Genomic DNA, 26,006 nt, shown 5'->3' on the forward strand with positions numbered 1-26,006 from the left:
GCTAATCCAACGTTCTCCGGAATCGCAGAAGCGCCAGCGATGCGAACAGGATTACGAAAAATATGAGGGCGTTCACCTCTCCGGCAATGTCGGAAAGATGGGCGCCTTTCAACATGACCGCGCGGACGATCCGCAGAAAATGCGTCAGCGGAAAAATCTCGCCCAGTGCTTGCGCCCAGTCGGGCATGCCCCGAAACGGAAACATGAAACCGGACAGCATCAGCGACGGCAGGAAGAAGAAAAAGGTAAGCTGCATGGCCTGCATCTGCGTGCGCGACGCCGTCGAGATCGTATAGCCGAGCAGGACCAGCGACAGGACGAAGATCAGCACGCAGGTCAAAAGCAGCGCCAGCGAACCGACAAAGGGCACCCCGAACAAAAGCTTGGCCGCGACCAGCACGACCACAACCTGCACGCCGCCGACGACCAGAAATGGCAGAACCTTGCCCAGCATGATTTCAGCAGGTGTGGCGGGCATCGCAAGCAGGTTTTCCATCGTGCCGCGTTCGGTCTCACGGGTCAGTGCCATGGCCGTCATCATCACCATCGTCATTTGCAGGATGACGCCCAGCAGGCCGGGAACGATATTATATTGCGACACGCCTTCCGGGTTGTAACGGCGATGCACGACGACCTGGAGCTGGCTTCGCGCAGCATCTGCAGCTTCAGCCTGCTTGCCCTGTTCACGCAGGAGCGCCTGACTTGCGACCGTTCCAAGCGTAGAAATCGCACCGCTTGCCACCGACGGGTCCGTCGCATCGGCCTCGATCAATATCTGCGGCTGCTCCCCTGCATCGACACGTCTTGCAAAATCCGATGGTATCGTCACCACGAAGGAAACGGTGCCGTTGGCAATCAAGGCTTCGGCTTCCGCAGCACTTTGCACGACGTGGTCGAAACGATAATAGCCTGTGGTTTCCAGCGCGGAAATCATGGCACGCGTATAATGATCCTGACTGGTCACGATCAGTGCGCTCGGCAGGCTTTTTGGATCATTATTGATGGCAAAGCCGAAGAGCAGCAGTTGCATCAATGGAACGACCAGCATCATGGCGAAGGTGATGCGATCACGCCGCATCTGGATAAATTCCTTCACCAGCATCGCGCCAAGACGTTCGAACGAGAACCAGCCGCTCATGGTTTGCCGCTCCCGGAGTTCCTGTCCTTGGACATATTATCCTGCGCATTGGCCATGAACTGGATAAACACGTCCTCAAGACTGGTTTCGCCCGCCTCGACTGTGATCCCCTCGCGATGCCTGATCTTCTCCAGAGGCGCCTCAAGCTTCGCCCTGTCGGACCCCACGACATGCAGTGTCGCACCAAAAGGCGCAACCTGCTCGACACCCGGTTCACCTTCCAGTTCGCGTGCCACTTCGCCAAGCCGCGGGCCATTGACGATGAAGGTCGTCAGTCCCGCCTTCTCGATGATATCCCGGACGGTCCCGGTGGCCAGAAGCTTGCCATAGGAAATATAGCTGATGCGATGGCAGCGCTCGGCTTCGTCCATGTAATGGGTCGAGACGAGTACGGTCAGTCCACCATCGGCCAGACGATGTATCTCGTCCCAGAAATCGCGTCGTGCCTTCGGATCGACCCCAGCGGTCGGTTCATCCAGCAGCAGGAGCCTGGGCTTGTGCATGATACAGGCTGCCAGTGCCAGCCGTTGTTTCCAGCCACCGGAAAGCGTGCCCGCCAACTGATCCCCACGCGAGGTCAGTCCCAGCTCCTCAAGTGTGCGTACCACATGATCCTTAACCGGTTTCAACCGGTAGAGCCGGGCTACGAATTCAAGGTTCTCGGCTATGGTCAGGTCTTCATAGAAAGAAAACCGCTGCGTCATGTAGCCGACTTCACGCTTGATCTTCAGGCCTTCGGTGCGAAGATCAAACCCCAACACCTGTCCTTCCCCCTCGTCGGGGGTCAGCAGCCCACACATCATGCGGATGGTGGTTGTCTTTCCCGAACCGTTCGGCCCCAGAAAGCCGACGATCTCGCCCTCGGCCACCGCCATGCTCACATGATCGACAACCGTAGCATCGCCGAACCGTTTGACGAGACCTTTGACATCGATGGCATTCGACATTTTGGTCTCCGCCTATTGGGAAGCCAGATCGACATCCACGATCTGGCCGGGCTGCAGAGGCGATGCGGGATCGACCGGATGCGCCTCGACGAGATAGACAAGCTTCTGGCGCGTTTCGAGCGAATAGATGACTGGCGGCGTGAACTCCGGATCGGGCGAAACATAGCTGACACGGGCTTGCAGGCCGGGTGCACAGCCATCGCAGCGCACGGACAGCATATCGCCCACCCGCACCGCCGAAAACTTGTCTTCCGGTATGTAAACCTTCAGCTTGACCGCGCCGTCGGGCAGCATAGTCAGCACGGGCGCAGACGGACCGGCAATATCGCCCGGATTGCGGATGACATCGGTGATCCGGCCCGATGCCGGCGCCTCGATCGTTCGCTTGGTCAGATGCCAGCGCGCGGAATCAAGCTGCGCCTCGGCGCTCCTGACAGCATTTTCCGCCGCCTTGATTTCTTCAGGACGCGCGGGCAAGCGACCGACCGCCAGATTGGCTGTCGCCTGATTGATCGAGGCTTCTGCCACTTCGACCTTGGTGGCGGCGTCGTCAAGCTGCGCTTGTGTCATAACCCCGCGCTTCGTCAGATCCTGCGTACGCAAAAGCGTTCGCCGGGCATCGTCTGCCTGTGCCTTGGCAGTTCTTACAGCCGCCTCCAGAACAGCAATTTCATCGGGACGTTTGCCGACCTGCAAATCCGCCAATTGCGCGCGTGCCTGCGCCAGCGCTGCGTCGGCCTGCGCAACGGCGATCTTTGCGTCCGCATCCTCCGTCATTGCTATGGGCTTGCCCGGCTCGACACGATCGCCACGTCTGACGGCAATGGATTGAACCTGCGCCACTTCCAGCGGTGCAAGCTGCACGAACTCGCCCTCCACATAACCAACAGCAAGAGGCTGCGCGTTGCATGCGGCGAAAAGATAGGTCGCAAAAGGAAGAATACAGAGAACGCTCATAACGCCACCTCGCCGCTTCTCGTAGCGTCTTTCGCTGCAAGAATAGCCATGAGGTTCTGGCGCGCAATTGCCGCGACCGCCGCCGCCTCTTCCGCGCCCATCGTGGACCAGCCCATGCGCCGTTTCACCGCCTCTCGGCCGATACGAAAATAAACGACCTGTCCAAGCAGAGTGAAAATGACGAGCCTTGTGTTCTCGCTTTCGGCAGGCTCGCCTGTCGCGACTTCCCATATGGCACAAAGCCTTTTATGCGTCGGCTCGAAAACACCGGAATAAATGCGGTCGAGCGCCGCCGTCGGATGCGCCAGTTCACGCAAGAGGAACTGGACGATCTCACCGGATTGCGGTTGCGCAACAATGAAATGGGTCATGCGCTCCAGCGCCAGACCAAGCTGCTGGCGAGCGGTTTCCTTCGTCTCGGCAGGCGCATTGATCGCCGCATAATGCCCAAGCGCCTGCCCGGCAACGCCCTGTATCGTTTCAACGATATAGTCTGCCGCAGCCAGCCGCAGCCCTTCCTTGTTGCCGAAATGATAGGCTATGGAGCCGATATTTGCCTTGGCCCGACCCGCAATCTCGCGTGTCGATGTGGCGTCGTAACCCTTCGAACCAAACAGTTGCAAGGCCGCGTGGATCAGCGCCATTCGCGTCTGATCCACCGAAGGCGGTTCCGATCGATGATGTTTTGTCGTGTTCATTATTTGATTTAATCAATCGATTGATTAAATGTCAAGCAACGACGAAAATCGCGTCGATCCAAGATCGACGCGTTATTCTTCAAGGAAAGAACTGGAGGTCGTTCAGCCTCTTCTTCCGACATGCCGCCCGACGGCAATCGGTGTCGGCATTTCACGGTGTGCACGTGAAAGCCCCTCCAGTGCGGCAAGAATTTGAGCCTTCGCCGCCACCGCCTTGCCTGCCTTGCTGTCGACATGCAGCAGCATCTGCTCAGCGCTGGCAATCTCCGTCTCGGCGCGCCTCAGACTATGAAAGACATGCGCACGTTTCTCGTCGAAAGAGAGCAATTGCGTTTCCACATGCAGCGCATCGCCTGCCTTGGCCTCACCACGATGGATGATATGGGTTTCGACCGTGTAATAGCTGTGTCCGGATTTCAGATAAGCTTCATTCACGCCGATATGCGCCAGAAACCTGTCGGTCGCCTGCCCAAATACATCGAGATAACGATGCTCGGTCATATGCCCATTATAGTCGATCCACTCCGGGATCACGCGTACATCCAGAAGTCGGAGCGGACCGCTGCCCGCCTCGGGGCGATCCGCAGCGGTTTCAAGCCGCGCGGTATAGGCATTGAGAAGCGCGCCCGCGCCCCAACCCCGACCCTGCTGCTGTTGTGAGAGGGCACGGATGATGGCGACCAGATTTTCGTCGCGAATCCGCTCTAGATCGCGAATTGAAAGCCCTTCATTCTGTTCGTCCGACTGGTCGGCGATACGGTTGATGAGGCTTTCATCAAGATCGGGCACATCCGTCAGTTTCGTCCATGGCCATTGCAGCGCAGGCCCAAACTGGGCGAGGAAATGCCGCATACCTGCGGGACCACCCGCAATACGATAGGTCTGGAACAACCCCATCTGAGCCCAGCGAAGACCAAAAGAATAGCGAATGATATCGTCAATCTGCTCGACTGTAGCGATACCGTCACGCACAAGCCACAAGGCCTCACGCCACAGCGCTTCCAGAAGGCGGTCCCCCACGAAAGCATCGATTTCCTTTTCAAGCACAACCGGCTCCATCCCGGTCTGGCGATAATACGCGGAAGCGCTCTCGATCGCCGATCCGGTCGTCTTTTCGCCCGGCACCAGCTCGACCAGCGGCAACAGGTAAACGGGATTGTAGGGATGCGCGATCAAGAGGCGCTCCGGATGCCGTAACCCAGCCTGCAACTTGCTTGGAAGAAAACCGGAGGTGGAAGAGGCGATCAGCGCTTCGTCTGCGCAAGCGGCCTCGATCTCCGCCAGCACGGCAAGTTTCAGGTCGAGACGCTCGGGCACGCTTTCCTGAACAAGCGCCGCGCCTGCCACCGCCTCCGCCAGCGAAGCGGAAAAGGACAGTTGCCCCTCCTGCGGAAGACGCATGGTGGTCAGTGCCGCCAGTGCCCGGCGCGCATTATCGAGAATATGTTCTGTCGTCGCCTTTGCATCGGGCGACGGATCGTAAACGGCAACATCGAAACCGTTCAGGAGAAAGCGTGCGGCCCAGCCGCTGCCGATAACACCGCTACCGATGCAGGCAATCTTGGGAGGATGGGTGTTCATGGCTATCACCAGCGCTTTGTGAGCTTAAGTTTCTCGCGGACTTCAGCAGGCGTCAGAACCGTCGTCCCCATATTGACGGCAATCGCTTTGGCTCGTTCAACCAGATCGCCGTTCGAAGCCAGAACGCCCTTGTCGAGCCAGATATTGTCTTCCAATCCCACACGGATATTGCCACCCGCCAGCACGGCAAGGGCTGCGTAGGGCAACTGATTGCGCCCGATGGAAAATGCCGAGAAAATCCAGTTATCCGGGAGGTTGTGGAGGATGGATACCAGCGTTGCCAGATCATCGGGCGCGCCCCATGGAATACCCATGCACAATTGCACCAGAACCGGATCATCGAGCAGGCCCTGCTGCTGCAACCACTGGGCAAGCGGCAGATGACCGGTATCGAAGATTTCGATCTCCGGGCGCACGCCGAGCCGCTGTATCTGCGCGGCCATTTCCCTGAGCATGGCGGGCGTGTTGGTCATCACGTAATCGCCCTCGCCGAAATTCATCGTTCCGCAATCCAGCGTGCAGATTTCCGGCAGCAGTTCCGCAATATGGGCAAGCCGTTCCGTCGCTCCCGCCATATCGGTCTTGGCGGCATTGGGCGGCAGCGGTGCTTCCGCCGAGCCGAAAACCAGATCGCCGCCGACACCTGCCGTCAGGTTCAGCACGATATCGACATTCGACGACCGGATATGATCGACAACCTCGCGGAAAAGTTCCAGCTTGCGCGAAGGCTCGCCGGTTTCCGGATCGCGAACATGAATATGCGCGACGGCAGCGCCTGCCTCAGCACTTTCGATGGCCGCATCCGCGATTTGGCGCGGTGTAATCGGCACCTTGTTCGAGCGATGCGTGGTGGCTCCAGCGCCGGTAACGGCTGCTGTGATGAATATTTCGCGAGCGGGCTTTAAAGGCATGATCGTTTCCCTCGATTTTCGCCGAGCTTGACAGGTCACGAAATGCCGGGATTATCATTTTACGAAATCTATTTGGCGAAGAGCGAAGCATATGATCTTTGAACCATCCGACGAAGAACTGAGCGTTACCCTGCTGGTCCTGCCGGATTGTTCACTCATGTCGCTGGCCGCGACGCTCGACCCGATGCGCGGCGCCAACCGCGTGACGGGACGTTCTCTTTATCGCTGGCGCGTGGTGTCGCCGGATGGCAGCGACCCCGTTACATCCAGCGGGCTCAAGGTTGCGGCGGATGGCTGTCTTGAGGCCGGGGCGCAGGACATTCTCATTATCGTCAGCGCCTTTCACGCACTGGAACACGCCACGCCAAAACTCCTCGCCATGCTGCGACAGGCTGCCAAGCAATCGAAACTCGTCGTGGGCGTGGAAGCCGGATCATGGGTGCTTGCAAAAGCCGGGCTGCTCAACGGACGCAAGGCAACGACGCACTGGGAAGACATGGAAGCATTTTCACAGCGTTTCCCGGAAGTCGAAATGCAATCCGACCGCTGGGTACGGGACGGAGCTTTTCTGACGACCGGCGGCGCTGCCCCCGCGCTCGACATGATGCTGGCACTCATTCGCGCCCGCCACGGCTATTCCATCGCGCTCGATGTGGCGAGCCTCTACATCTACGATGAAGTGAAACAGGCTTCCGACGCGCAGCCGCTGGTATCCCTTGGCCGATTGCTTAACCGCGAGCCGCGACTGGCCAATGCCATAAAAATCATGGAAACTCATATCGACCGCCCGATCCCTGTGACGGGCATCGCCCGCAGGCTTGGCCTGTCGACACGCAGTCTCGAATTGCTGTTTGCCAATGTGATCGGGCAGTCACCGGGCAATTACTATCTGTCGCTCCGGCTGAAAGCGGCCCGGCGACTGATCCTCGATACGCATCTTTCCATGGCGGACACAGCGGAACAGACCGGCTTTTCGTCGATCAGTTCGCTGTCGCGCGCCTTCAAGCGGCATTTTGGTCAATCGCCGAGCAAGCTGCGGCAGTAAAGACACCCTAAATTAAAGGCCCAGTCCCGACTTCACCTCTGCAAGCGCTGGCTTGCCGTCGACAGTGGTCACGCCATCAAGCCACGCATCAAGCTGTGCCGGGTTCTCCGTGATCCATTTCGTCACGGCGTCTTTCGCTTCCATGCCATCGTTCAGGATCATGTTCATCATCGTGCTTTCCATCTCCGTATTGAACTTCAGGTTCGACAGAAAGCGCGAAACATTGGGGCAATCCGCTGCGTAGCCCTTGCGGGTCAATGTTTCGACGGTCGCAGCACCGTCGTCCGGACCAAACAGATTGTCGCCATTTTCAAGATAGGTGAGCTTGTAACGAATATTCATCGGATGCGGCGTCCAGGCAAAGAAAACAACAGGCTCATCCTTGCGCACTGCATTCTGGACTTGCGAAAGCATGGCCTGCTCGCTCGATTCCGCGAGCTGGAAATCTTTCAGGCCAAATTTGTCCTGCTCGACCATCGACTGGATTGTGGCGTTGGCGCTGCTGCCAGCCTCGATGCCGTAAATCTTGCCGCCAAGCTGGTCCTTGAACTTTGCGACATCGGCATAATTCTTGATGCCAAGATCCTTGCCCGTCGCAGCAAGACCAATCTTGGCGCCTTCTAGATTCACCCCGGCCTGCTCAATCTTCTTTCCCTCAAGATAAGGTTTGCGGGCTTCTTCCTGAAGCGGCATCCAGTTACCAAGGAAAATATCAATCTGCCCGTTTTCCAGCGACTGGAAGGTGACCGGCACGGAAAGGATGGTTGTCTGCGGCTCGTATCCGGCTTTTTCAAGCACCAACGACGCAAGCGCCGTTGTTGCGGTAATGTCGGTCCAGCCGACATCGGAGAATTTGGGCGCCTTGCAGTTTGCGCCTTCAGCAGCATGTGCCTGCACGCAGGCAAGGCTGGCGACGCTTGCTGCAAGCAAAAGAACTATGCGTTTCATTAGCTTCTCCCCTTTGTTTTTATTGAGAACAACATGATAGGGGAAACAGGAAACGCCTGTTCGCAATATACGCAATCATCTTTGCGTTTTGCGCAGCCTTTGACCATTGATCGGTCGGGTCGTTTTCTGAAAGCTGCGCAAAACCGGGGCGAAATTTATTTCCCTCCGCCATATTGCACGTCGCTGACATGCTCCATCCAGTCAACGACCTTGCCGTCGAGCTGTTCCTGAATCGCGATATGGGTCATGGCATTGCTTGCGGACGCACCGTGCCAATGTTTCTCGCCTGGCTCGAACCAGACCACATCGCCGGGCCGGATTTCCTCAATCGGTCCACCTTCCCGTTGCACAAGGCCGAGACCGGCGGTCACGATCAGGGTCTGGCCAAGCGGATGCGTGTGCCAGGCGGTGCGCGCGCCGGGCTCGAAAGTCACGGTCGCAGCCGCAGCGCGCCGGGCATTATTGGGGGAGAACAGCGGATCGATACGGACATTGCCCGTAAACCAATCGGCTGGGCCTTTGCCCGAAGGGTCGGTTCCGTTTCGCTTGATATCCATGGCGCGTTTCCTTTCGAATATGAGAGGCGCACCATAGCGCATCCTGAAAAGTGTGAAACGGTTTTCGGAACAAGATGCGCGTCAAGCAAACAGATAGATCAACTTCACGAATAGATCAGCGCCTTTTGGCGGGCTGCGCTCGCAAAATCACATTATGCCGTTTTTCAAGCTCGATATTGACTGCCTCGATTTCCTGCGTCTTGCGGACATCGTCCCAGCCCAGTTCCCGCGCCAGAATATCGGCGATCGCGGCAAGATTGCCGGTCGTCAGTGCCCCGTCGATTGCAAGCGTGGTGCGCCGCAGAACGACGTCGGCCAGATGCACGACAAGCTCGTTGCGCGCAATCCATGCGACTTCCGTCGCGCTGACCGTGTCGGTTTCGGGTAGCATTGTAACCGCTGCACCTGCTTCCTCGCGGATGATCGGCAAGGCTGTGGTGCCATAGCGCTTCAGCAAGGTTTCGACCCGTGCGGCGGATAACCGTGTTTCGGTGGCGTACCTCGTCACCCATGCCTTGCGGGCGCGATCATCAGACGGATAATCCCTGCCGCCGCCGATGGCGAGGTTGCGCGTTGATACCCGCCGGGCCTGACCGAAACGCCCAAGAACCTTGTCGGCCACTTCCTCGGCAAAGCCGCGGAATGTGGTCCATTTGCCGCCGACAAGCGAAATGATCGCAAATGGCCGACCACTATCCGGCTCGATCACAGGCGCGGAATGATCGCGGCTGATCAAGCCCGGTTCGGAAGCATTGGAAGCGGGAAGCGGACGAATGCCGCTATAGGTATAGACGATCTGGCTGCGGTCGAATTTGAGTTTCGGCAAAAGCGAACGCAGGCTGTCGATGAAATAGTCGGTTTCAGGGTCGTCGCAGCGTACATTGTCCGGATCATCCGACGGAATGTCGGTGGAACCCACCAGCGCCAGCCCGTGATAATCGTAGACAAGGCAAATACGTCCGTCATCCGCCTCGAAATAGATCATGCGTCCATTGAGGCTTTTCACCAGTTCGGGATGATCGACAAGAATATGCGACCCCTTGGTGCCGCCGATCATCTTGGTCGGCTTGCCGAGTGCAGCATTGACCCGGTCGATCCATGGTCCGGCTGCGTTGATGACCAGCTTCGGCCTGACGGTGAATGTCTTGCCATCCGGTCCTTCAAAACTAATCACGCCGCTCTCGGCGGAAACCAGTGCCGTAAAATTGGCTGCGGCACTTTTCGAATTGGCGCGCAGCCCGTCGCTGACAAGCTCATAAACCAGACGTTCCGGCTGGCTGACTTTCGCGTCGTGATAGATGCCGCCCGCCACAATCGACGGCGTGATATAGGGCATTTCCCTGGTCGCTGTTTCCTTCAAAAGAAAGCGGTGGCGCGGCATGACACGCTCGCGTGCGCCAAAGTAATCGTAAAGCGCCAGACCGATCTTGATGAGCACAGCACCGCGGCTGCGTGGCGCGGTCGTTGATCCGAACAAGGTGCGCAGCGCCGCAGGAATACCCTTCGTCCACGAAAAGACCGGAATGAAAGTCGGCAGCGGCTCAACATTGTGCGGCGCGTTCTTCAGAAGCAGATTGCGTTCCAGCGTTGACTGGGCCACGAGCCCAAATTCGCCGGTTTCAAGATATTTCAGGCCACCGTGAATAAGCCGCGATGGCGCGGCACTTGTGCCGGACCCAAAATCCGCCTTGTCCACGACGAGACAGCTCACGCCCTGCTCGCTCAGATCGCGATAAAGCCCTGCACCATTGATACCCGCACCAAGGATGAGAACATCCACACCCTCGGCCTCCAATTGTCCGATGCGGCTTTTCATTTCGGCATTGCCTACGAAATCATTCATCTTACTGTCTTTACGTCGCTAAGGCGCGGGAAACGCCGTTTATTTCAATCCGTGAGGGCTTCGATCTTCGGCCAGATCGGCCCGAGTGCCGATGCGATTTCCTGGAAAAGCGCATAACGCTTTTCATAAAGCGTGCTTCGTCCGGCATCCGGTTCATAGGTGCGGCCTACGGCGTCGAGATTGCGCGGATCGCTATAGACATCGGCAAAAACACCTGCCCCCTTACCAGCACAAAGGGCAGCTCCCCACGCGGCGGCCTCGTCCGTATCCGTGACGGTAACGGGCATGCCGAGAACATTGGCAAACATCTGCGCGAAAGCCGGGCTGCGCGACACGCCACCGGTGAGACGCGCTGCAGAGATCGCGAAACCATCCTTCAGGTGATCGACATGGATACGATGATTAAAGGCAATGCCTTCCCAGATCGCGCGCAGCATGTCGCCCCGGTCCTGCCAGCCGCGCAAACCGAAAAAAGCGCCGCTCGCCATTGCCCCATAGGGCGAACCGAAGAGATAGGGATGGAACATCGCTGTCGAAGGCTTTGCCAATGCCGCATCGATTTCCGGGCGCAGCATATCGTGGATCGAGCGCCCCGTTTCTTCCGCCTCGCGTCGTTCCGACGGGCAAAGCTTATCGAGGAACCAGTCGTAATTGGCTGTCGATGCGGGCGAGATCGACATGTTGTTCCATTCGCCCGGTGCAATGCCGTTGCGGCAGAACCAGCTTTTGTCGACGCGCGGTTCGGACGACAGCGTTTCGTTGATCGAATAGGTTCCGGCAACCACAGCAACGGTCCCGATGCCAAGCCCACCGACGCCGAGCGCCGAGGCGGTCACGTCATGAAGGCCGCCGACGACCGGTGTACCGGCAACGAGGCCGGTGCGCTCCGTGCATTCGGCAGAGACACTGCCAACGATTTCATCGGAACGCGACATGGGCGGCAGCGCATCCCAAAGTGCGTCGAGCCCGAACAAGGCCAGCGCCTCTTTCGAATAATCCTGCGTGTTCACATCGGTAAAGGAGGTCGAGGCTTCGGTGCGATCCGTGCCAACGTCGCCGGTGAGACAAAAGCGCAGCCAGTCCTTGCAGGCAATCACATGGGCGATGCGGCCAAAGCGTTCCGGTTCGTTTTCCTTCACCCATGCCAGAATGGCGGATGGAGCCGATGCATGGGGCAACTGACCGGTTATGGTAATGGCGCGGTCGGCGACAGGACTGTTCACCCAGCGCTCCGCAATATCACCGGCACGGCTGTCGAGCGACAATATGCCTGCGCCAAGCGGACGGTGGTCCTTGTCCAGCATATAGATGCCGTCACCATGGGCCGTGGTGGCGATTGCCAGAATATCGGAGGCAGGCCGCCCGCTTCTGGCGATGGCCTCGGTGATCGCATCGGCGGTCGCATTCCAGAATTCATCCATGTCGCGTTCGACATGGCGCGCGCGCGGAAAGGATTGCGCCACGCGGCGACGCGCGACGGCAAGGGTGGTTCCGTCAATATCGAACAATACGGCTTTGGTAACGGTCAGTCCGCTGTCGATTCCGAGCAGAGAGGGCATGGATCGTATTCCTGATAAATATGCGCGGGCTATTCTTGCTTCCCGCTTGTCCGGGCATTGGCGCGGGCAACCACCACATTGATGCCTTGCGCCTCCATGCGCTCGATATGCGCGAAAGGCGTATTTTCATCGACGATGACGACGTCGAAGTCGCTGAGCGCACCGAAATTGTGCAGGGCCCTGCGCTCGAACTTGGTGTGATCGGCCAGAAGGATGCGTTTGGCGGCGCAGTCGAGCATGGCACGCTTGGTTTCCACCATTTCCGGGGATTGGTGAAACAAAAGATCGTCGGTGATCGCCGCAATCGAAATGAAGGCCACATCGGCGCGAAGACGGCGAATTTCGTGGATCGTCATGCCGCCCACAAAAGCGTTGCACCAGTTATAGAGCTGACCGCCAAGACCGAGCAGCGTCACATCCTTGATGTCACGCACCTCGTTCATCAGGATCAGCGAGTTGGTGATGACGGTGAGCGGCCCCTTGCCCGGAAGATGCGGCACCATCTGCAGAACGGTGGTGGAATCGTCGAAGAAAATCGCCTGGCCAGGTTCGACAAACTGCATCGCGGCTTCGGCGATCAGTTTCTTTTCTTCCGATTGGCGCGTGACGCGGTAAAGATCGCTTGCCTCGATCAGGCTTGTCGGCGCGGCCGACACGATGCCGCGTGACTTGCGAAATAGCCCGCGGCTTACCAGTTCATCGACGTCGCGATGCGCTGTCATCAGGCTGATGCCGAACCGTTCGGTGAGATCCTCGATACGCATCGAGCCTTCAGCCATTACAGTTTCTGCAATCTGCTGGCGCCGGACGAGCTGACGTGCATGCCGGCTGTCGTTCGGCACCTGCTCCGTCATCAGCTTGTCAATGCTTGCTTTGCTGCTCACTGCCATGCCTGTCACTTGTCCCCTTGCTTGCGCGTTCCGAAAGCTTTGGAATCGCCTGATAGGCCCTATATTGCGTGGGACTTCTGGAAATGCGCACCCCGAAAGTGTTTCTGCTTACGGGATGCGCCTTGTTCAAACCTTACTGTTCGAGAACGAACGGCGAGGTGTACTTGTCGACATTATCCTTGGTGATCAGGATGCAGTCGAAGAGCTGCTTTTCCTGATCCACGCCGGTCTTGCCAGTCTTGATGAAATTGTCGGCCTGCTTGACGGCAGCTTCCGAGAACACGGCAACAGGCTGCAGAACGGTGTACTGCAGTTCACCGGCCTTGATGGCTGCAACCGCATCCGGCGAACCGTCGAAACCGCCAACCTTCACCTGATCCAGCTTCCCAGCCTTCTTCAGAGCAGCAATTGCGCCCAGAGCCATTTCGTCATTACCGGAGATGACGCCGATGATGTCCGGATTGGCCTGAAGCAGAGCCTGCATCTTGTCGTGGCCCTGGGTACGATCCCAGTTGGCGACGTCCTGACCGGCCTTCACCAGATCCGGATACTGCGACAGAACGGTTTCATAGCCGTTCGAACGCGTTGCGGCGTTGTTGTCCGATGGCGAACCGAACAGTTCGACATACTTGCCCTTGTCGCCAACGCTTTCGACCCACTGGGTCGCACCGATAGCGGCGCCCTGTGCGTTGTTGGAAACGAGCTGCGCCTTGGCCAGACCTTCCTGGTTGATTTCCGCATTGACGAGGAAAACCGGGATATTGGCGGCGATTGCACGCTTGACCGCACCAACCGAACCGTCCGCATTGGCCGGATCGAGAATGATGGCAACCGACTTGTTGGTGATAGCCGTGTCGATCAGGTTGCTTTCGGTGTTGGTGTCGCCCTTGTGGCCACCGACAACAGCCTTGTAACCGAGACCTTCGGCGGTCTTCTTGGCGATTTCACCTTCGGTGTACCAGTACGGGTTGGATGGATCGTTGACGATGATCGTCATCAGTCCTTCGGCCCAGGCCGTGCTGGCGATGAGAGGCAACGCTGCCGCAGCGGCGAACAGAACGCGCATACCCTTCTTGAACATAGTCTCACTCCCTTGACGTTTTTCATTTGCGTTATGCCGGTTCCCCGGCGGTACTTATTTCCATTGGGCCGTTTTCGAGATGGTGCGCCTTCCTGGAAACCGTTCGATACACCCGGATGTTTCTGCGGCTCCGCCCGGAACGGTGGACAGAGCCGCTATCGATCATCGCCGGGAGTATTGAATGCTGTTGAGCAGAACCGCGAGCACGATCACCGCGCCGGTAAAGACGGTCTGCCAGTAGGAGGACACGCCGATAATCACGAGGCCGTCGGAAAGGAAACCGATCACGAAAGCGCCGAGAAGCGTGCCCTGGATAGTACCGCGCCCCCCAGTGAGCGCTGCGCCACCGATAACCACGGCAGCGATTGCCGTCAGTTCGTAAGTGGTGCCTGCCGTCGGACCAGCCGACGTGAGCTGCGAAGAAAGAACCAGACCCGCGATGGCGGCGCAGATGCCGGAAATGACATAGACCGACACCTTGACCCGCTTGACCGGAACGCCGGACAGTTCAGCCGCACGTTCATTGCCGCCCGATGCATAGAGCCAGCGGCCGAATGCAGTGCGGTTGAGAACGATGGCGCAGATAATGGCGAGAACCGCCAGAACAAGAACGCCGATCGGCACGCCGAAAAGCTTGTTGAAACCGAGCCAGTCAAAGCCGGTATTGCCAAGCTCCGGACGTCCGCCGAGATTGTTGTAGGTCAGGCCATTGGTCATCAGCAGCGCCACGCCGCGCGCGCAATAAAGAACGCCAAGCGTCGCGACGAAGGCTGGAACGCGCAGATAGGCGATCAGCACGCCATTGACCGCGCCGACGAAAGCGCCGAGCGCACAGGTGATGAGGACCACGGCCCAGACCGGGAAATAGAGAATGATGCCGAATTCCTGCAGCGTCACGCCCTGCATCAGGAAGCCCGCAACCACGCCTGCCAGTCCCAGTGTGGAGCCGACAGAAAGATCGATGCCGCCATTGAGGATGACGAGCAGCATGCCGATGGCAAGCAGGCCGAAAATGGCCACGTGCGACGACATGATGAGGAAGTTGTCGACGCTGAAGTAATAAGGCGAAAGGAACGAGAAGACTGCGATGATCGCGATCAGCGCAAAAAATGCACGACCTTCGAGCAGCAGATGCACGATGCCGGGTTTCCGCTTCGCGCCGTTCGGAGCCGCTGTTTCTTTGTTGGTGCTCGTGACTGACATTCTATCAGTGCTCCATAACTATTTTAGTGACCGACCATGGCTTCGCCCGAGGCGGCCATGATCTTCTCCTTGGACACGTCCGATCCGAATTCGGCGGAGATGCGTCCACGGTGCATGACGATGATACGGTGCGCGATGCTGAGGCATTCGCCGACTTCCGAAGTCGTGTAGACGACGGCCAGACCCTGCTTCGCCTTTTCAGCCAGAAGCTTGAACACTTCCGCCTTTGCTCCGATATCGATGCCGCGACTTGGCTCGTCGAGCAGGATGACTTCCGGCTCGGTCGCCAGCATCTTGCCGATCACGACCTTCTGCTGGTTGCCACCGGAAAGCGAACCGATTGCCGCTTCGCCGCCATCCGTCTTGATGTGCACATTCTTGATTGATTGATCGACGATCTGTTTTTCGCGCTTGCGCGACGTGAACAGCCCCTTCGTCATTTCGGCAATGCTGGCGAGCGACAGGTTCCTGCCGACCGTCATCGTCTGAACGAGACCGTCGCGCTGGCGATCTTCCGGCACCAGCACAAGTCCCTTCTCGATGCGCTGCGCGATGGTGAGGCTGGAGACGTCCTGCCCTTTCAGAACAACACGTCCACCGCTTGCCTTGAGACGACCGGCAACGGTTTCCAGAAGCTCCGTACGACCGGCACCCATGAGACCGTAAATGCAGACGATTTCACCCGCGCGCACGTTGAGCGACATGCGGTCGACCAGCGAGAAGCCCGCGCCGCCCGGATCGGGAACGGTCAGGTTTTCGACAGAGAGCGCTATGTCACCCCAGTCATATCCGGTCGGCGGCGAGCCGAGATCGAAGTTTGCGCCAACCATGTTGCGCACGATCCATTCCAGATCGATTTCCTCACGCGGCGCATAGGCCGTCATGGTGCCGTCGCGCAGCACCACCGCATGATTGGTGATCTGCAACGCTTCTTCCAGATGGTGCGAAATGTAGACGATGGCGACACCGCGCGCCGTCAGGTCGCGGATCACCTTGAACAGAACCTCGACTTCCGAGGCGCTGAGCGCCGATGTCGGCTCATCCATAATGAGAATGCGCGAATTGACCGAAAGAGCGCGGGCGATTTCAACGACCTGCTGCTGGCCGAGGCGAAGCTCCTCAACCGGCGTCAGCGGATCGATGTCTTCTTCCAGTTCTTTCAGAAGCTCACGTGTCAGCCGCTCTTCCTCGGCAAAATCAACGCCGGTGGCGGTGCGGATCTCACGCCCCATGAAGATGTTGTCGCGCACGTTCATGTTCGGCGCGAGGCTTAGTTCCTGATGGATGATCGAGATGCCGAGATCGCGCGCTTCAGTAGACGAATTGAACGTCACCGGTTCGCCATCGAGAATGATCGTGCCGGAGGTCGGCTGGATGACGCCGGAAAGCACCTTCATCAGCGTCGATTTTCCGGCACCGTTTTCGCCAAAAAGCGTCGTGACCTGACCACGACGAATCTCGAAATTCACGCCCTTCAAAGCATGAATGCGACCGTAGGATTTGGCGACGTTATGCGCGGCAAGAACGACATCGCCGTTTTTACCCTCGATTTTCGAACCGGTGCTCATTTCACTTCGAGCCCCACAGGCGTGACGAGCCAGTTCTTCGGATTGACGACCTTGAACACGCCGACCACCGTCACGGTCTTGCCGACGAGATTCTCGACATCGACGCCCTGAAGCACCTGCTTCTTCATCTCATTGTTCAAAGCCGAGCCGGCATTTTGATATTCGATCTGGTTCTTGAACTGACCGAACTGGATTTCGCCAGTCGCATCGCGCAGGTCGGTGCCGTTGACGGCAGGGCCGGTCTGGACACGGATGGCGACGCCGTCCGGCAGGCCGTCGACCTTCACGACGTTGTAGTTGGACTTGCGCTCTTCAACGATGCCCGTGAACTTGACCGGGATGACCGGATTAACATCGCCCACGCCATATTTTTTCCCGGCTGCGGCCTTGTCGGCTGCGAGCGCGGTTCCCACTTCGGCTGCATCGACGGCACGTTGCTCGACACTGGCCTTCACCTTGGGGAATTCGGAAGCACCGTAGGCATCGGGAGAGAAAGCCTGCTGACGCACATCGGAATCAGACCCGATCTTCACGACCTTCGTGTCGAAGGCAATCGCGCCGACAACCACCACCGCAGCGATCACGCTCCACACGACGGCGCGGCTCAGCTTGGCGGGCTTTTGTGAAACTTGACTGGTTTGTGCACTCATTATCAAACGCCTTCAGCAATTCTGCCGTATTGTCGTTATGGAAACGGATGATGCGGCTGGATTTAAGCCGCCTGTAGACTATTCTCGATCATTGCCATCGGGCCTGCCGGATAGGCAGGAGCCTCCGCCAAAGCGGTGCAAGATGCGATGGACAAGATCATGATAGCCTCCACATGAATTCCAGGGCCCCGCTCCTCCGTGCAACCTGGAAACAGATGCACCGCAATCAGAGCATATGATAGCGGTGTGTTATTAACTCCAATAATGATGTTATAAAGCTTGAAAGCTGTCAATCGGATGTTTTCGAAACACCGGTTAATTAGCACCATTTCATGCTGAATCCACATCACAATCCAGAGAAATCCACTACATATTCCGTTACAACGCGAATTATTCACACAGTGGATTTTCTCGATAAATGCACATGGCAATGCAAGAGCCACCCCCAATATAATAGTTTATTTCAGATAGTTAGTAATTTCGTAATAGGAAAACCTTTGCCAGAAAGAAAAGAAACAGGTCAAAATCCGCTCATTGAATCATAGCGATTTCCCCTGCAATCACTGTTTAGTGAAAAAAAATGCTCGCCATCGAAAATTTTACAGACAACGTGGTAGCGTTATGTTATCTCCAGCATACGCCATCGCCCGATTTCATTATAAACAGGGCTGCGAGCGACGTATTTTCAGTCGCCGGAGGAATCCAAATGTCTATGAAAGCACATATCCGCCATGCGTGAGACAGGTGACATCATCATCGGGATCGACGCGGGCACATCCGTGCTCAAGGCAGTCGCTTTCGACCTCGGCGGACGCCAGATCGGAACGGCGGCTGTTCGCAACAAATACGATACCGGCGATCATGGCGCCGTCACACAATCCCTTTCCCAGACATGGCAGGACTGCGCGCGCGCATTGCGCGACCTTGCCGCCAAAATGCCGGGCCTTGCCGAACGTACCGTAGCGATAGCCGTTACCGGACAGGGTGATGGCACCTGGCTTGTCGGTCGCGACAACCAGCCGGTCGGCGATGCATGGCTATGGCTCGATGCCCGCGCGGCAACGACGGTCACACGTCTTGCCGCAGGTCCCATGAACCGCGCGCGCTTTGAAGCGACCGGCACCGGGCTGAACACCTGCCAGCAGGGTTCCCAGATGGCGCATATGGATAGCATCACGCCCGAGCTGCTCGACAATGCCGAAGTCGCGCTCCACTGCAAGGACTGGCTTTACCTCAACCTGACCGGTGTCCGCGCCACCGACCCCTCGGAAGCAAGCTTCACCTTCGGCAACTTCCGTAATCGCCAGTACGACGATACGGTCATTGATGCACTCGGCCTGACGAAACGCCGTGGATTGTTGCCGGAAATCATCGACGGCACCGAAGTGCAGCACCCGCTTTCCCCTGAAGCAGCAGCCGCCACCGGCCTGAAGGCTGGCACACCTGTCAGCCTTGGCTATGTGGACATGGCCATGACCGCGCTTGGCGCAGGCGTGCGCGGCGGTACAGCAGGCGCTGGATGTTCAACCATCGGTTCCACAGGCGTGCATATGCGCGCCAAGCCGGTTGCCGATATCCATCTGAACAAGGAAGGCACCGGCTACGTCATCGCACTGCCCATCCCCGGTATCGTTACGCAGGTGCAGACCAATATGGGCGCAACGATCAATATAGACTGGATATTGCAGGTCGCTGCCGATCTGATGTCGACACCGGAAAAGCCCATTTCGCTCGGTGACCTTATTCCCCGCCTTGATGACTGGTTCAATGCAAGCCGTCCCGGCGCGATCCTCTATCATCCATATATTTCGGAAGCCGGAGAACGCGGCCCCTTCGTCAATGCCTATGCACGAGCCGGCTTCATTGGTCTTTCCAGCCGCGACCGTTTCCCCGAAATGGTGCGCTCGGTTGTCGAGGGCCTCGGTATGGCGACGCGCGATTGTTACGCAGCCATGGGTGAAATGCCTGCCGAATTGCGCATCACCGGCGGTGCCGCACGCTCAAAGGCTTTGCGCAGCACCCTTGCCGCAGCAGTGAATGCGCCGGTGCGCGTTTCCTCGCGTGAAGAGGCGGGAGCCGCAGGCGCCGCTATGATGGCGGCGGTAGCCATCGGCGCCTATCCCAGCATGGATGCGTGTATTGCGGAATGGGTCGAGCCGCTGCTTGGCCCTTGCGAGGCCCCGGACGGTCCGCGCGCAAAGCACTATGAGGAACTCTTCGTTGCCTATCAGGAAGCTCGGCTGGCACTGACGCCGGTATGGGACAAGTTGGCACGCATATAGAGCGCATCCCGAAAAGTGTGAAACGGTTTTCGGATAAGATGCGCGGTTCAAAACAAACACTTAGAGCGCCGATCTGATTCAATCAGATCGAAATGCGCTCTAGACTATGGGATGCGATTGCATCCGAAGGAGCATGAAATGGCTGAACCGGAAACCTGCGATCTGTTTGTCATCGGCGGTGGTATCAACGGCGCGGGCGTGGCCCGTGACGCCGCCGGGCGCGGCCTCAAGGTTGTGCTGGCGGAGAAGGACGATCTGGCGCAGGGAACATCATCGCGCTCCGGCAAGCTGGTGCATGGTGGCCTGCGTTATCTCGAATATTATGAGTTTCGCCTTGTGCGCGAAGCGCTGATCGAGCGCGAAGTGCTTTTGAACGCTGCTCCCCATATCATCTGGCCGATGCGTTTCGTGCTGCCGCACAGCCCGCAGGACCGTCCAGCCTGGCTGGTGCGGCTCGGCCTGTTTCTCTATGACCATCTGGGCGGTCGCAAGAAGCTTCCCGGTACGCGCACGCTGGATCTGCGGCGCGATCCGGAAGGCACGCCGATCCTCGACCAGTACACCAAGGGTTTTGAATATTCCGATTGCTGGGTCGATGATGCCCGTCTTGTAGCGCTCAATGCGGTGGGCGCTGCCGAAAAGGGCGCGACTATCCTGACCCGCACGCCTGTCGTTTCCGCCCGCCGCGAAAAAGGCGGCTGGATCGTGGAGACCAGAAACAGCGACACAGGCGAGGCCCGCACATTCCGCGCGCGCTGCATCGTCAACTGCGCCGGACCGTGGGTTACGGATGTCATCCACAATGTTGCCGGTTCCAACTCGTCGCGCAATGTACGTCTCGTCAAAGGCAGCCACATCATTGTTCCGAAATTCTGGTCAGGCGCAAATGCCTATCTCGTCCAGAACCACGACAAGCGCGTTATCTTCATTAATCCTTATGAGGGCGACAAGGCGCTGATCGGCACAACCGACATCGCCTATGAAGGCCGTGCGGAAGATGTTGCGGCAGACGAGAAGGAAATCGAGTATCTGCTGACGGCGGTGAACCGCTATTTCAAGGAAAAGCTCAGGCGCGAAGACGTGCTGCATTCCTTCTCCGGTGTGCGCCCGCTGTTTGACGACGGCAAGGGCAATCCATCCGCCGTCACCCGAGATTATGTCTTCGATCTCGATGAAACCAACGACGCACCGCTGCTCAACGTCTTCGGTGGCAAGATCACCACGTTTCGCGAGCTGGCAGAGCGCGGCATGCATCGCCTCAAGCATATCTTCCCGAAGATGAGCGGTGACTGGACGCATGGCGCACCGCTTCCCGGCGGCGAAATCGCTAATGCCGATTATGAAACCTTCGCCAATAGCTTGCGCGACACCTATCCGTGGATGCCGCGCACGCTCGTCCATCATTATGGCCGCCTCTACGGTGCGCGCACGAAAGACGTCGTTGCAGGCGCACAGAACCTTGAAGGGCTTGGCCGTCATTTCGGCGGCAACTTCCATGAGGCGGAAGTGCGCTATCTGGTGGCCAGGGAATGGGCGAAGACGGCGGAAGACATTCTCTATCGCCGTACCAAGCATTACCTGCACTTGACCGAAGCCGAACGTGCCGCATTCATCGCATGGTTCGACAACGCAAATATTACTGCCTGAGGAAGCCATGGCCCTTACGCTTTCGCTGAACACCAATCCACTGGTCAACCGCTTTGCCGAGCCGGACGATCTGATCGAAACCGTTGCGCGCGACCTGCGCCTGCGCGATCTTCAGCTCACGCATGAATTCATCAATCCGAGCTGGCAGGCTTCGACCATTCGCCGTCTGACGCGCGACATGGACAAGGCCTTGCAGCGCACCGGCGTTCGTGTCACTTCGGGCATGACCGGCCCCTATGGCCGTCTCAACCATTTCGGCCATCCGGATGCGGAAGTGCGTCGCTACTATATCGACTGGTTCAAGACCTTTGCCGACATTATCGGCGATCTTGGCGGCAAGTCGGTCGGCACGCAGTTTGCAATCTTCACCTATAAGGATTTCGATGACGCTGCGCGCCGCGAAGATCTGATCAAGATCGCCATCGATTGCTGGGCGGAAGTCGCCGAACATGCGAGCCGTGCCGGTCTCGACTATGTGTTCTGGGAACCCATGAGCATCGGGCGTGAATTTGGCGAGACGATTGCCGAATGCATGAAGCTTCAGGATCGCCTGACCGCTGCCGATATGGCAATTCCGATGTGGATGATGGCCGATATAGACCACGGCGACGTGACCTCGCCCAATCCCGACGATTTCGATCCTTATGCCTGGGCACGCGCTGTCCCGAAAGTCTCGCCGATCATCCACATCAAGCAGAGCCTGATGGACAAGGGCGGCCATCGTCCATTCACTGCGGCATTCAATGCCAAGGGTCGTATCCAGCCGGAACCGCTTCTGAAAGCCTTTGCCGAAGGCGGCGCGAAGGACAATGAAATCTGCCTCGAGCTTTCATTCAAGGAACGCGAACCGAACGACCGTGAAGTCATTCCGCAGATCGCGGAAAGTGTGGCTTTCTGGGCCCCGCACATTGACACCGGCGCTAAGGATTTGAAGATATAGAGCATTTCCAGCAAAAGTGCGAAGCGGTTTTGCGTCGGATAATGCGGCAAAACAAATAGTTAGGGCGGTTCCAACGATTCGGTATTAATCGGAACCGCTCTAGAAAAAACAGGGGCCGACCACTTTTAAGATGGCAGATTCGGACGACTCTCTGGCGCTGCGCGCCGCATGGCTTCATTTCGTGGCGGGCATGACCCAGTCAGCCGTTGCGAAACGCCTTGGTCTGCCCTCGGTGAAGGCGCATCGCCTCATCGCCAAGGCTGTCGCCGATGGTGCGGTGAAAGTGACCATCGACGGTGATATCACCGAATGTATCGATCTCGAAAACCGTCTGGCGGATCTCTATGGCCTCGATTATTGCGAGGTTGCGCCGGATATCGGCGAGGAGGGCCTGCCGCTGATGGCGCTCGGCCATGCGGGCGCGAATTTCATGCGCCGCGAAATCGAACATGGTGATCATGAGGTCATCGGCATCGGTCATGGCCGCACGCTTTCTGCAGCGGTGGGCTATATGCCGCGTGTCGTCGCCAACGACCTGCGTTTCGTCTCGCTGCTCGGCGGCCTGACGCGCAATTTTGCCGCCAACCCGCATGACGTGATGCACCGCATCGCCGAGAAGACCGGCATGCCCGCCTATGTGATGCCCGTCCCCTTCTTCGCCAACACGGCGGAGGACCGCGAAGTGCTGCTCGCCCAGCGCGGTGTGGTCACTGTTTTCGACATGGGATGCCGTGCGGAACTGAAGATCGTCGGCATCGGCACCGTCGATGCGCAAGCGCAGCTCGTCACATCCGGTATGATAGAACTGGCCGAGGTCGAGGAGATTGCCAGCCTCGGCGGCGTCGGTGAAATGCTCGGGCATTTCTTCGACGCGGACGGCCAGCGCCTTGAAACCGCGCTCACGGCCCGCACCATCGCCGCCTCCGTGGAAAACGCGGATATGAGCCGAATCGTTGGGCTTGCCGGTGGTCTTCCCAAGACAGAAGCCATCCGCGCCGTGCTGAAAAGCGGGCGTCTTTACGGCCTCATCACCGATGAACGCACGGCAAAGGCACTCGTTGAAAAGACAGATGGAAAATAACAAAGTAACATTTTTGCAATGGATTATTTTGTGATTTTGTGATTTAACTTCGCGCAGAAAATGTTCCGCCAATGAGATCGGAAACAGCGTGAAGCGCGACGACAGAAGACAGGCGATCATCAACCTTCTGATCGAAAATCAGGCTGTCGATCTCGACGATCTGGCGGATCGGTTTGCCGTTTCAAAAATGACGATCCACCGCGATCTGGATTCGCTGGAACATTCCGGCGTATTGCGCAAGGTACGTGGCGGTGCGACGATCGATACCGGCACCCAGTTCGAAAGCGATTTCCGCTTCCGCGAACGGCAGGACGGCGAAGCGAAGCAGAAAATGGCCCGCGCCGCGCTTGAGCTTGTTGAACCCGGCATGACGGTGATGATTAATGACGGCTCCATGGCGGCTGTCCTTGGCGGCATGCTTCTGGAAAAGCGCCCGCTGACAGTCATCACCAACAATGCCGTCATCATCGATGAATTGAAGGGCGAGAACGGGATCAATCTGATTGCGCTCGGCGGAACCTATTCAGCCAAGTTCAATGCGTTTTTCGGCATCCTGACGGAAGGGGCCCTGTCGCATCTCAGCGCCGACATCGCCTTCATTTCCTCGCCCGCAGTCAATGGCAAGCTCGTCTATCACATGGATGAGAATGTTGTTCGCACCAAGCGCGCCATGACGGCATCCGCCGCCCGCACCTGCCTTCTGGTCAATCACCAGCGGTTCGGACGCCCCGCACTGCATGTCATGGCTGATCTTTCCGATTTCGACGCGATCATAACCGATGCCTCCCCCGACGCGACTGTACTGGCCGATCTTGAACAGGCTGGCATTGCACTGACCATCGCTGACGACTGCGCATAAACCTAAAGGACGAAAATTGAGCATGACCAAATTCTGGATTGGCACGAGCTGGAAGATGAACAAGACGCTGGCCGAAGCGCGTATTTTCGCGCAAGCGCTGAAAACTGCCGATGCGAACCGTTCGTCGGACATCCAGCGCTTCGTCATTCCGCCCTTTACCGCCGTGCGCGAAGTGAAGGAAATTCTCTCCGGCACATCCGTCAAGGTCGGCGCGCAGAACATGCATTGGGCCGATCAGGGTGCATGGACCGGCGAGATTTCGCCGCTGATGCTCAAGGACTGCAATCTCGATATTGTCGAACTCGGCCACTCGGAGCGTCGCGAACATTTCGGCGAAACCAACGAAACTGTTGGCCTGAAAGTGGAAGCCGCCGTGCGTCACGGCCTGATCCCGCTCATCTGCATCGGTGAGACACTGGAAGACCGTGAAAGCGGACGCGCGGCGCAAGTGCTGGAAGAAGAAGTACGCGGCGCGCTTTCCAAACTCTCCGATGCGCAGAAGCAGGCCGAAATCCTGTTTGCCTACGAGCCGGTCTGGGCCATCGGCGAAAATGGCATCCCGGCATCGGCGGACTATGCCGATGCGCGACAAGCGGAAATCATTGCGGTTGCAGAAAGCGTGCTCGGTCGCCGCGTGCCTTGCCTTTATGGCGGCTCGGTCAATCCGGGCAACTGCGAAGAGCTGATCGCCTGCCCGCATATCGACGGGCTTTTCATCGGTCGCTCGGCATGGAACGTCGAAGGCTATCTCGACATTCTGGCCAAATGCGCCGCCAAAATTGCATCCAAATAAGGAGTAACGTCATGAAAGTAGCAGTAGCAGGCGACAGTGCTGGCGAAGGTCTGGCCAAAGTTCTCGCCGATCATCTCAAGGATCGCTTCGAGGTCTCGGAAATCTCGCGCACGGATGCTGGCGCGGATGCATTCTACGCCAATCTCTCCGACCGCGTGGCTTCCGCCGTTCTCGATGGCACCTATGATCGCGCCATCCTCGTTTGCGGCACCGGCATCGGCGTATGCATCGCGGCCAACAAGGTTCCCGGCATCCGCGCCGCGCTGACGCACGACACTTATTCGGCGGAACGCGCAGCGCTCTCCAACAATGCGCAGATCATTACCATGGGCGCCCGCGTCATCGGCTCGGAAGTGGCCAAGACCATTGCCGACGCCTTCCTCGCTGAGACCTTTGACGAAAACGGCCGCTCGGCTGGCAATGTCAACGCGATCAACGAAGTTGACGCGAAATACAACAAGGCTTGATCGATCGGAACTCATAGCCTCGGCCCGAAAGTCGGAAGCGTCTTCCGGGCCGAAGTAGTGATAACAAAACCGGTTCAGTTTTCAGGAATTATGGCTGCATAATCCCTTGCGCCATGCAGAATATGGACGACAACCAACTGGTCGGCATCCACACGGTAAAAGATCAGGTAATTGCCATGAATCTTGCGCCGAATGCCCTGCTTTTCATATCGGGGCACCAGCGGAAAAGCTTCCGCGGAGGCAGCAATCACCAGACATTCCTGCTCCAGCTCATCGATAAATGATAAGACCCTGAGCGGATTGTCTTTCCGCTATATAGTCGCCGATCTGCTGCAAATCGGTCCTTGCTTCAGCCGTGAAG

At 57.9% G+C, this 26,006-nt stretch carries 24 protein-coding genes and 1 pseudogene; 9 read left to right on the forward strand and 16 right to left on the reverse strand.

The features are described 5' to 3' along the window. Nucleotide 1: 1 nt before the first annotated feature. The 6 genes from ACYSN1_RS13040 to ACYSN1_RS13065 all read right to left on the reverse strand — a co-directional run bounded on the left by ACYSN1_RS13040 (nucleotide 2) and on the right by ACYSN1_RS13065 (nucleotide 6,232). The gene (locus ACYSN1_RS13040) at nucleotides 2-1,138 is read right to left on the reverse strand and encodes an ABC transporter permease (RefSeq protein ID WP_461726069.1); all 1,137 of its coding nucleotides are present in this window, start codon (nucleotides 1,136-1,138) and stop codon (nucleotides 2-4) included. Further along, nucleotides 1,135-2,085 carry an ABC transporter ATP-binding protein gene (locus ACYSN1_RS13045; RefSeq protein WP_461726070.1) on the reverse strand — a complete coding sequence of 317 codons (951 nt, stop codon included), beginning with the start codon at nucleotides 2,083-2,085 and terminating at the stop codon, nucleotides 1,135-1,137. The genes ACYSN1_RS13040 and ACYSN1_RS13045 overlap by 4 nt, the downstream gene beginning before the upstream one ends. A 12-nt stretch (nucleotides 2,086-2,097) precedes the next feature. Then, nucleotides 2,098-3,042: an HlyD family secretion protein gene (locus ACYSN1_RS13050; RefSeq protein WP_461726071.1), complete on the reverse strand. Its 945-nt coding sequence runs from the start codon at nucleotides 3,040-3,042 to the stop codon at nucleotides 2,098-2,100. Beyond that, a complete protein-coding gene (locus ACYSN1_RS13055; RefSeq protein ID WP_461726072.1) occupies nucleotides 3,039-3,740 on the reverse strand; it encodes a DUF1956 domain-containing protein in 702 nt (233 codons plus the stop codon). Before ACYSN1_RS13055 ends, ACYSN1_RS13050 begins: the two co-directional genes overlap by 4 nt. Before the next feature lie 102 nt (nucleotides 3,741-3,842). Then, nucleotides 3,843-5,321, reverse strand: a complete 1,479-nt coding sequence (locus ACYSN1_RS13060) for a carnitine 3-dehydrogenase (protein WP_461726073.1) — start codon at nucleotides 5,319-5,321, stop codon at nucleotides 3,843-3,845. A 5-nt stretch (nucleotides 5,322-5,326) separates the two neighbouring features. Next, the gene (locus ACYSN1_RS13065) at nucleotides 5,327-6,232 is read right to left on the reverse strand and encodes a beta-keto acid cleavage family enzyme (RefSeq protein ID WP_461726074.1); all 906 of its coding nucleotides are present in this window, start codon (nucleotides 6,230-6,232) and stop codon (nucleotides 5,327-5,329) included. Nucleotides 6,233-6,323: 91 nt separating this feature from the next. On the opposite strand from ACYSN1_RS13065, the gene ACYSN1_RS13070 reads away from it, so the two are divergent. Beyond that, complete coding sequence (locus ACYSN1_RS13070) at nucleotides 6,324-7,277, forward strand: GlxA family transcriptional regulator (protein WP_461726075.1); 954 nt, start codon at nucleotides 6,324-6,326, stop codon at nucleotides 7,275-7,277. A 12-nt stretch (nucleotides 7,278-7,289) separates the two neighbouring features. On the opposite strand, the gene choX is transcribed toward ACYSN1_RS13070, so the two are convergent. From choX to ACYSN1_RS13115, 9 genes are all read right to left on the reverse strand, one after another. Continuing rightward, the gene (choX, locus tag ACYSN1_RS13075) at nucleotides 7,290-8,225 is read right to left on the reverse strand and encodes a choline ABC transporter substrate-binding protein (RefSeq protein WP_461726076.1); all 936 of its coding nucleotides are present in this window, start codon (nucleotides 8,223-8,225) and stop codon (nucleotides 7,290-7,292) included. Between the two features lie 155 nt (nucleotides 8,226-8,380). After that, a complete protein-coding gene (locus ACYSN1_RS13080; RefSeq protein ID WP_011982660.1) occupies nucleotides 8,381-8,782 on the reverse strand; it encodes a (R)-mandelonitrile lyase in 402 nt (133 codons plus the stop codon). Nucleotides 8,783-8,897: 115 nt separating this feature from the next. Then, complete coding sequence (locus tag ACYSN1_RS13085; protein WP_461726077.1) at nucleotides 8,898-10,625, reverse strand: glycerol-3-phosphate dehydrogenase/oxidase; 1,728 nt, start codon at nucleotides 10,623-10,625, stop codon at nucleotides 8,898-8,900. A 44-nt stretch (nucleotides 10,626-10,669) separates the two neighbouring features. Continuing rightward, complete coding sequence (locus ACYSN1_RS13090; RefSeq protein ID WP_461726078.1) at nucleotides 10,670-12,184, reverse strand: FGGY-family carbohydrate kinase; 1,515 nt, start codon at nucleotides 12,182-12,184, stop codon at nucleotides 10,670-10,672. 29 nt (nucleotides 12,185-12,213) lie between these two features. Continuing rightward, nucleotides 12,214-13,074, reverse strand: coding sequence for a DeoR/GlpR family DNA-binding transcription regulator (locus ACYSN1_RS13095; RefSeq protein ID WP_461726079.1), 861 nt, complete (start codon nucleotides 13,072-13,074; stop codon nucleotides 12,214-12,216). A gap of 133 nt (nucleotides 13,075-13,207) precedes the next feature. After that, nucleotides 13,208-14,155, reverse strand: coding sequence for a D-ribose ABC transporter substrate-binding protein (locus ACYSN1_RS13100; RefSeq protein ID WP_140020912.1), 948 nt, complete (start codon nucleotides 14,153-14,155; stop codon nucleotides 13,208-13,210). A gap of 162 nt (nucleotides 14,156-14,317) precedes the next feature. Beyond that, nucleotides 14,318-15,358 (reverse strand): ABC transporter permease, encoded by a 1,041-nt coding sequence (locus tag ACYSN1_RS13105; protein WP_010660874.1) that lies wholly within the window; start codon nucleotides 15,356-15,358, stop codon nucleotides 14,318-14,320. Between the two features lie 23 nt (nucleotides 15,359-15,381). Then, complete coding sequence (locus ACYSN1_RS13110; RefSeq protein ID WP_461726080.1) at nucleotides 15,382-16,926, reverse strand: sugar ABC transporter ATP-binding protein; 1,545 nt, start codon at nucleotides 16,924-16,926, stop codon at nucleotides 15,382-15,384. Then, on the reverse strand, nucleotides 16,923-17,576 hold the full coding sequence (locus ACYSN1_RS13115) for a DUF2291 family protein (RefSeq protein ID WP_461726081.1): 654 nt from the start codon (nucleotides 17,574-17,576) through the stop codon (nucleotides 16,923-16,925). Before ACYSN1_RS13115 ends, ACYSN1_RS13110 begins: the two co-directional genes overlap by 4 nt. On the opposite strand from ACYSN1_RS13115, the pseudogene ACYSN1_RS13120 reads away from it, so the two are divergent. The 8 genes and pseudogenes from ACYSN1_RS13120 to derI all read left to right on the forward strand — a co-directional run. Beyond that, nucleotides 17,556-17,649 (forward strand): annotated as a pseudogene (locus ACYSN1_RS13120) (ATP-binding protein); the annotation flags it as partial. The gene ACYSN1_RS13115 and the pseudogene ACYSN1_RS13120 overlap by 21 nt on opposite strands. 658 nt (nucleotides 17,650-18,307) lie before the next feature. After that, nucleotides 18,308-19,858 carry an FGGY family carbohydrate kinase gene (locus tag ACYSN1_RS13125; protein WP_461726082.1) on the forward strand — a complete coding sequence of 517 codons (1,551 nt, stop codon included), beginning with the start codon at nucleotides 18,308-18,310 and terminating at the stop codon, nucleotides 19,856-19,858. A gap of 138 nt (nucleotides 19,859-19,996) precedes the next feature. Beyond that, nucleotides 19,997-21,505, forward strand: coding sequence for a glycerol-3-phosphate dehydrogenase (locus ACYSN1_RS13130; RefSeq protein WP_461726083.1), 1,509 nt, complete (start codon nucleotides 19,997-19,999; stop codon nucleotides 21,503-21,505). Between the two features lie 7 nt (nucleotides 21,506-21,512). Then, complete coding sequence (locus ACYSN1_RS13135) at nucleotides 21,513-22,445, forward strand: TIM barrel protein (protein ID WP_461726084.1); 933 nt, start codon at nucleotides 21,513-21,515, stop codon at nucleotides 22,443-22,445. Nucleotides 22,446-22,575: 130 nt separating this feature from the next. After that, the gene (locus tag ACYSN1_RS13140; protein ID WP_461726085.1) at nucleotides 22,576-23,526 is read left to right on the forward strand and encodes a sugar-binding transcriptional regulator; all 951 of its coding nucleotides are present in this window, start codon (nucleotides 22,576-22,578) and stop codon (nucleotides 23,524-23,526) included. Nucleotides 23,527-23,614: 88 nt separating this feature from the next. After that, complete coding sequence (locus tag ACYSN1_RS13145) at nucleotides 23,615-24,385, forward strand: DeoR/GlpR family DNA-binding transcription regulator (protein ID WP_461726086.1); 771 nt, start codon at nucleotides 23,615-23,617, stop codon at nucleotides 24,383-24,385. A 22-nt stretch (nucleotides 24,386-24,407) separates the two neighbouring features. Further along, nucleotides 24,408-25,178: a triose-phosphate isomerase gene (locus ACYSN1_RS13150; RefSeq protein ID WP_461726087.1), complete on the forward strand. Its 771-nt coding sequence runs from the start codon at nucleotides 24,408-24,410 to the stop codon at nucleotides 25,176-25,178. Nucleotides 25,179-25,189: 11 nt separating this feature from the next. Further along, nucleotides 25,190-25,645, forward strand: a complete 456-nt coding sequence (derI, locus tag ACYSN1_RS13155) for a D-erythrulose-4-phosphate isomerase (RefSeq protein ID WP_461726088.1) — start codon at nucleotides 25,190-25,192, stop codon at nucleotides 25,643-25,645. 74 nt (nucleotides 25,646-25,719) lie between these two features. On the opposite strand, the gene ACYSN1_RS13160 is transcribed toward derI, so the two are convergent. After that, nucleotides 25,720-25,896 (reverse strand): type II toxin-antitoxin system RelE/ParE family toxin, encoded by a 177-nt coding sequence (locus ACYSN1_RS13160; RefSeq protein ID WP_461726089.1) that lies wholly within the window; start codon nucleotides 25,894-25,896, stop codon nucleotides 25,720-25,722. Nucleotides 25,897-26,006 lie beyond the last annotated feature (110 nt).

The sequence above is a fragment of the Brucella sp. LJL56 genome, from assembly GCF_054871705.1.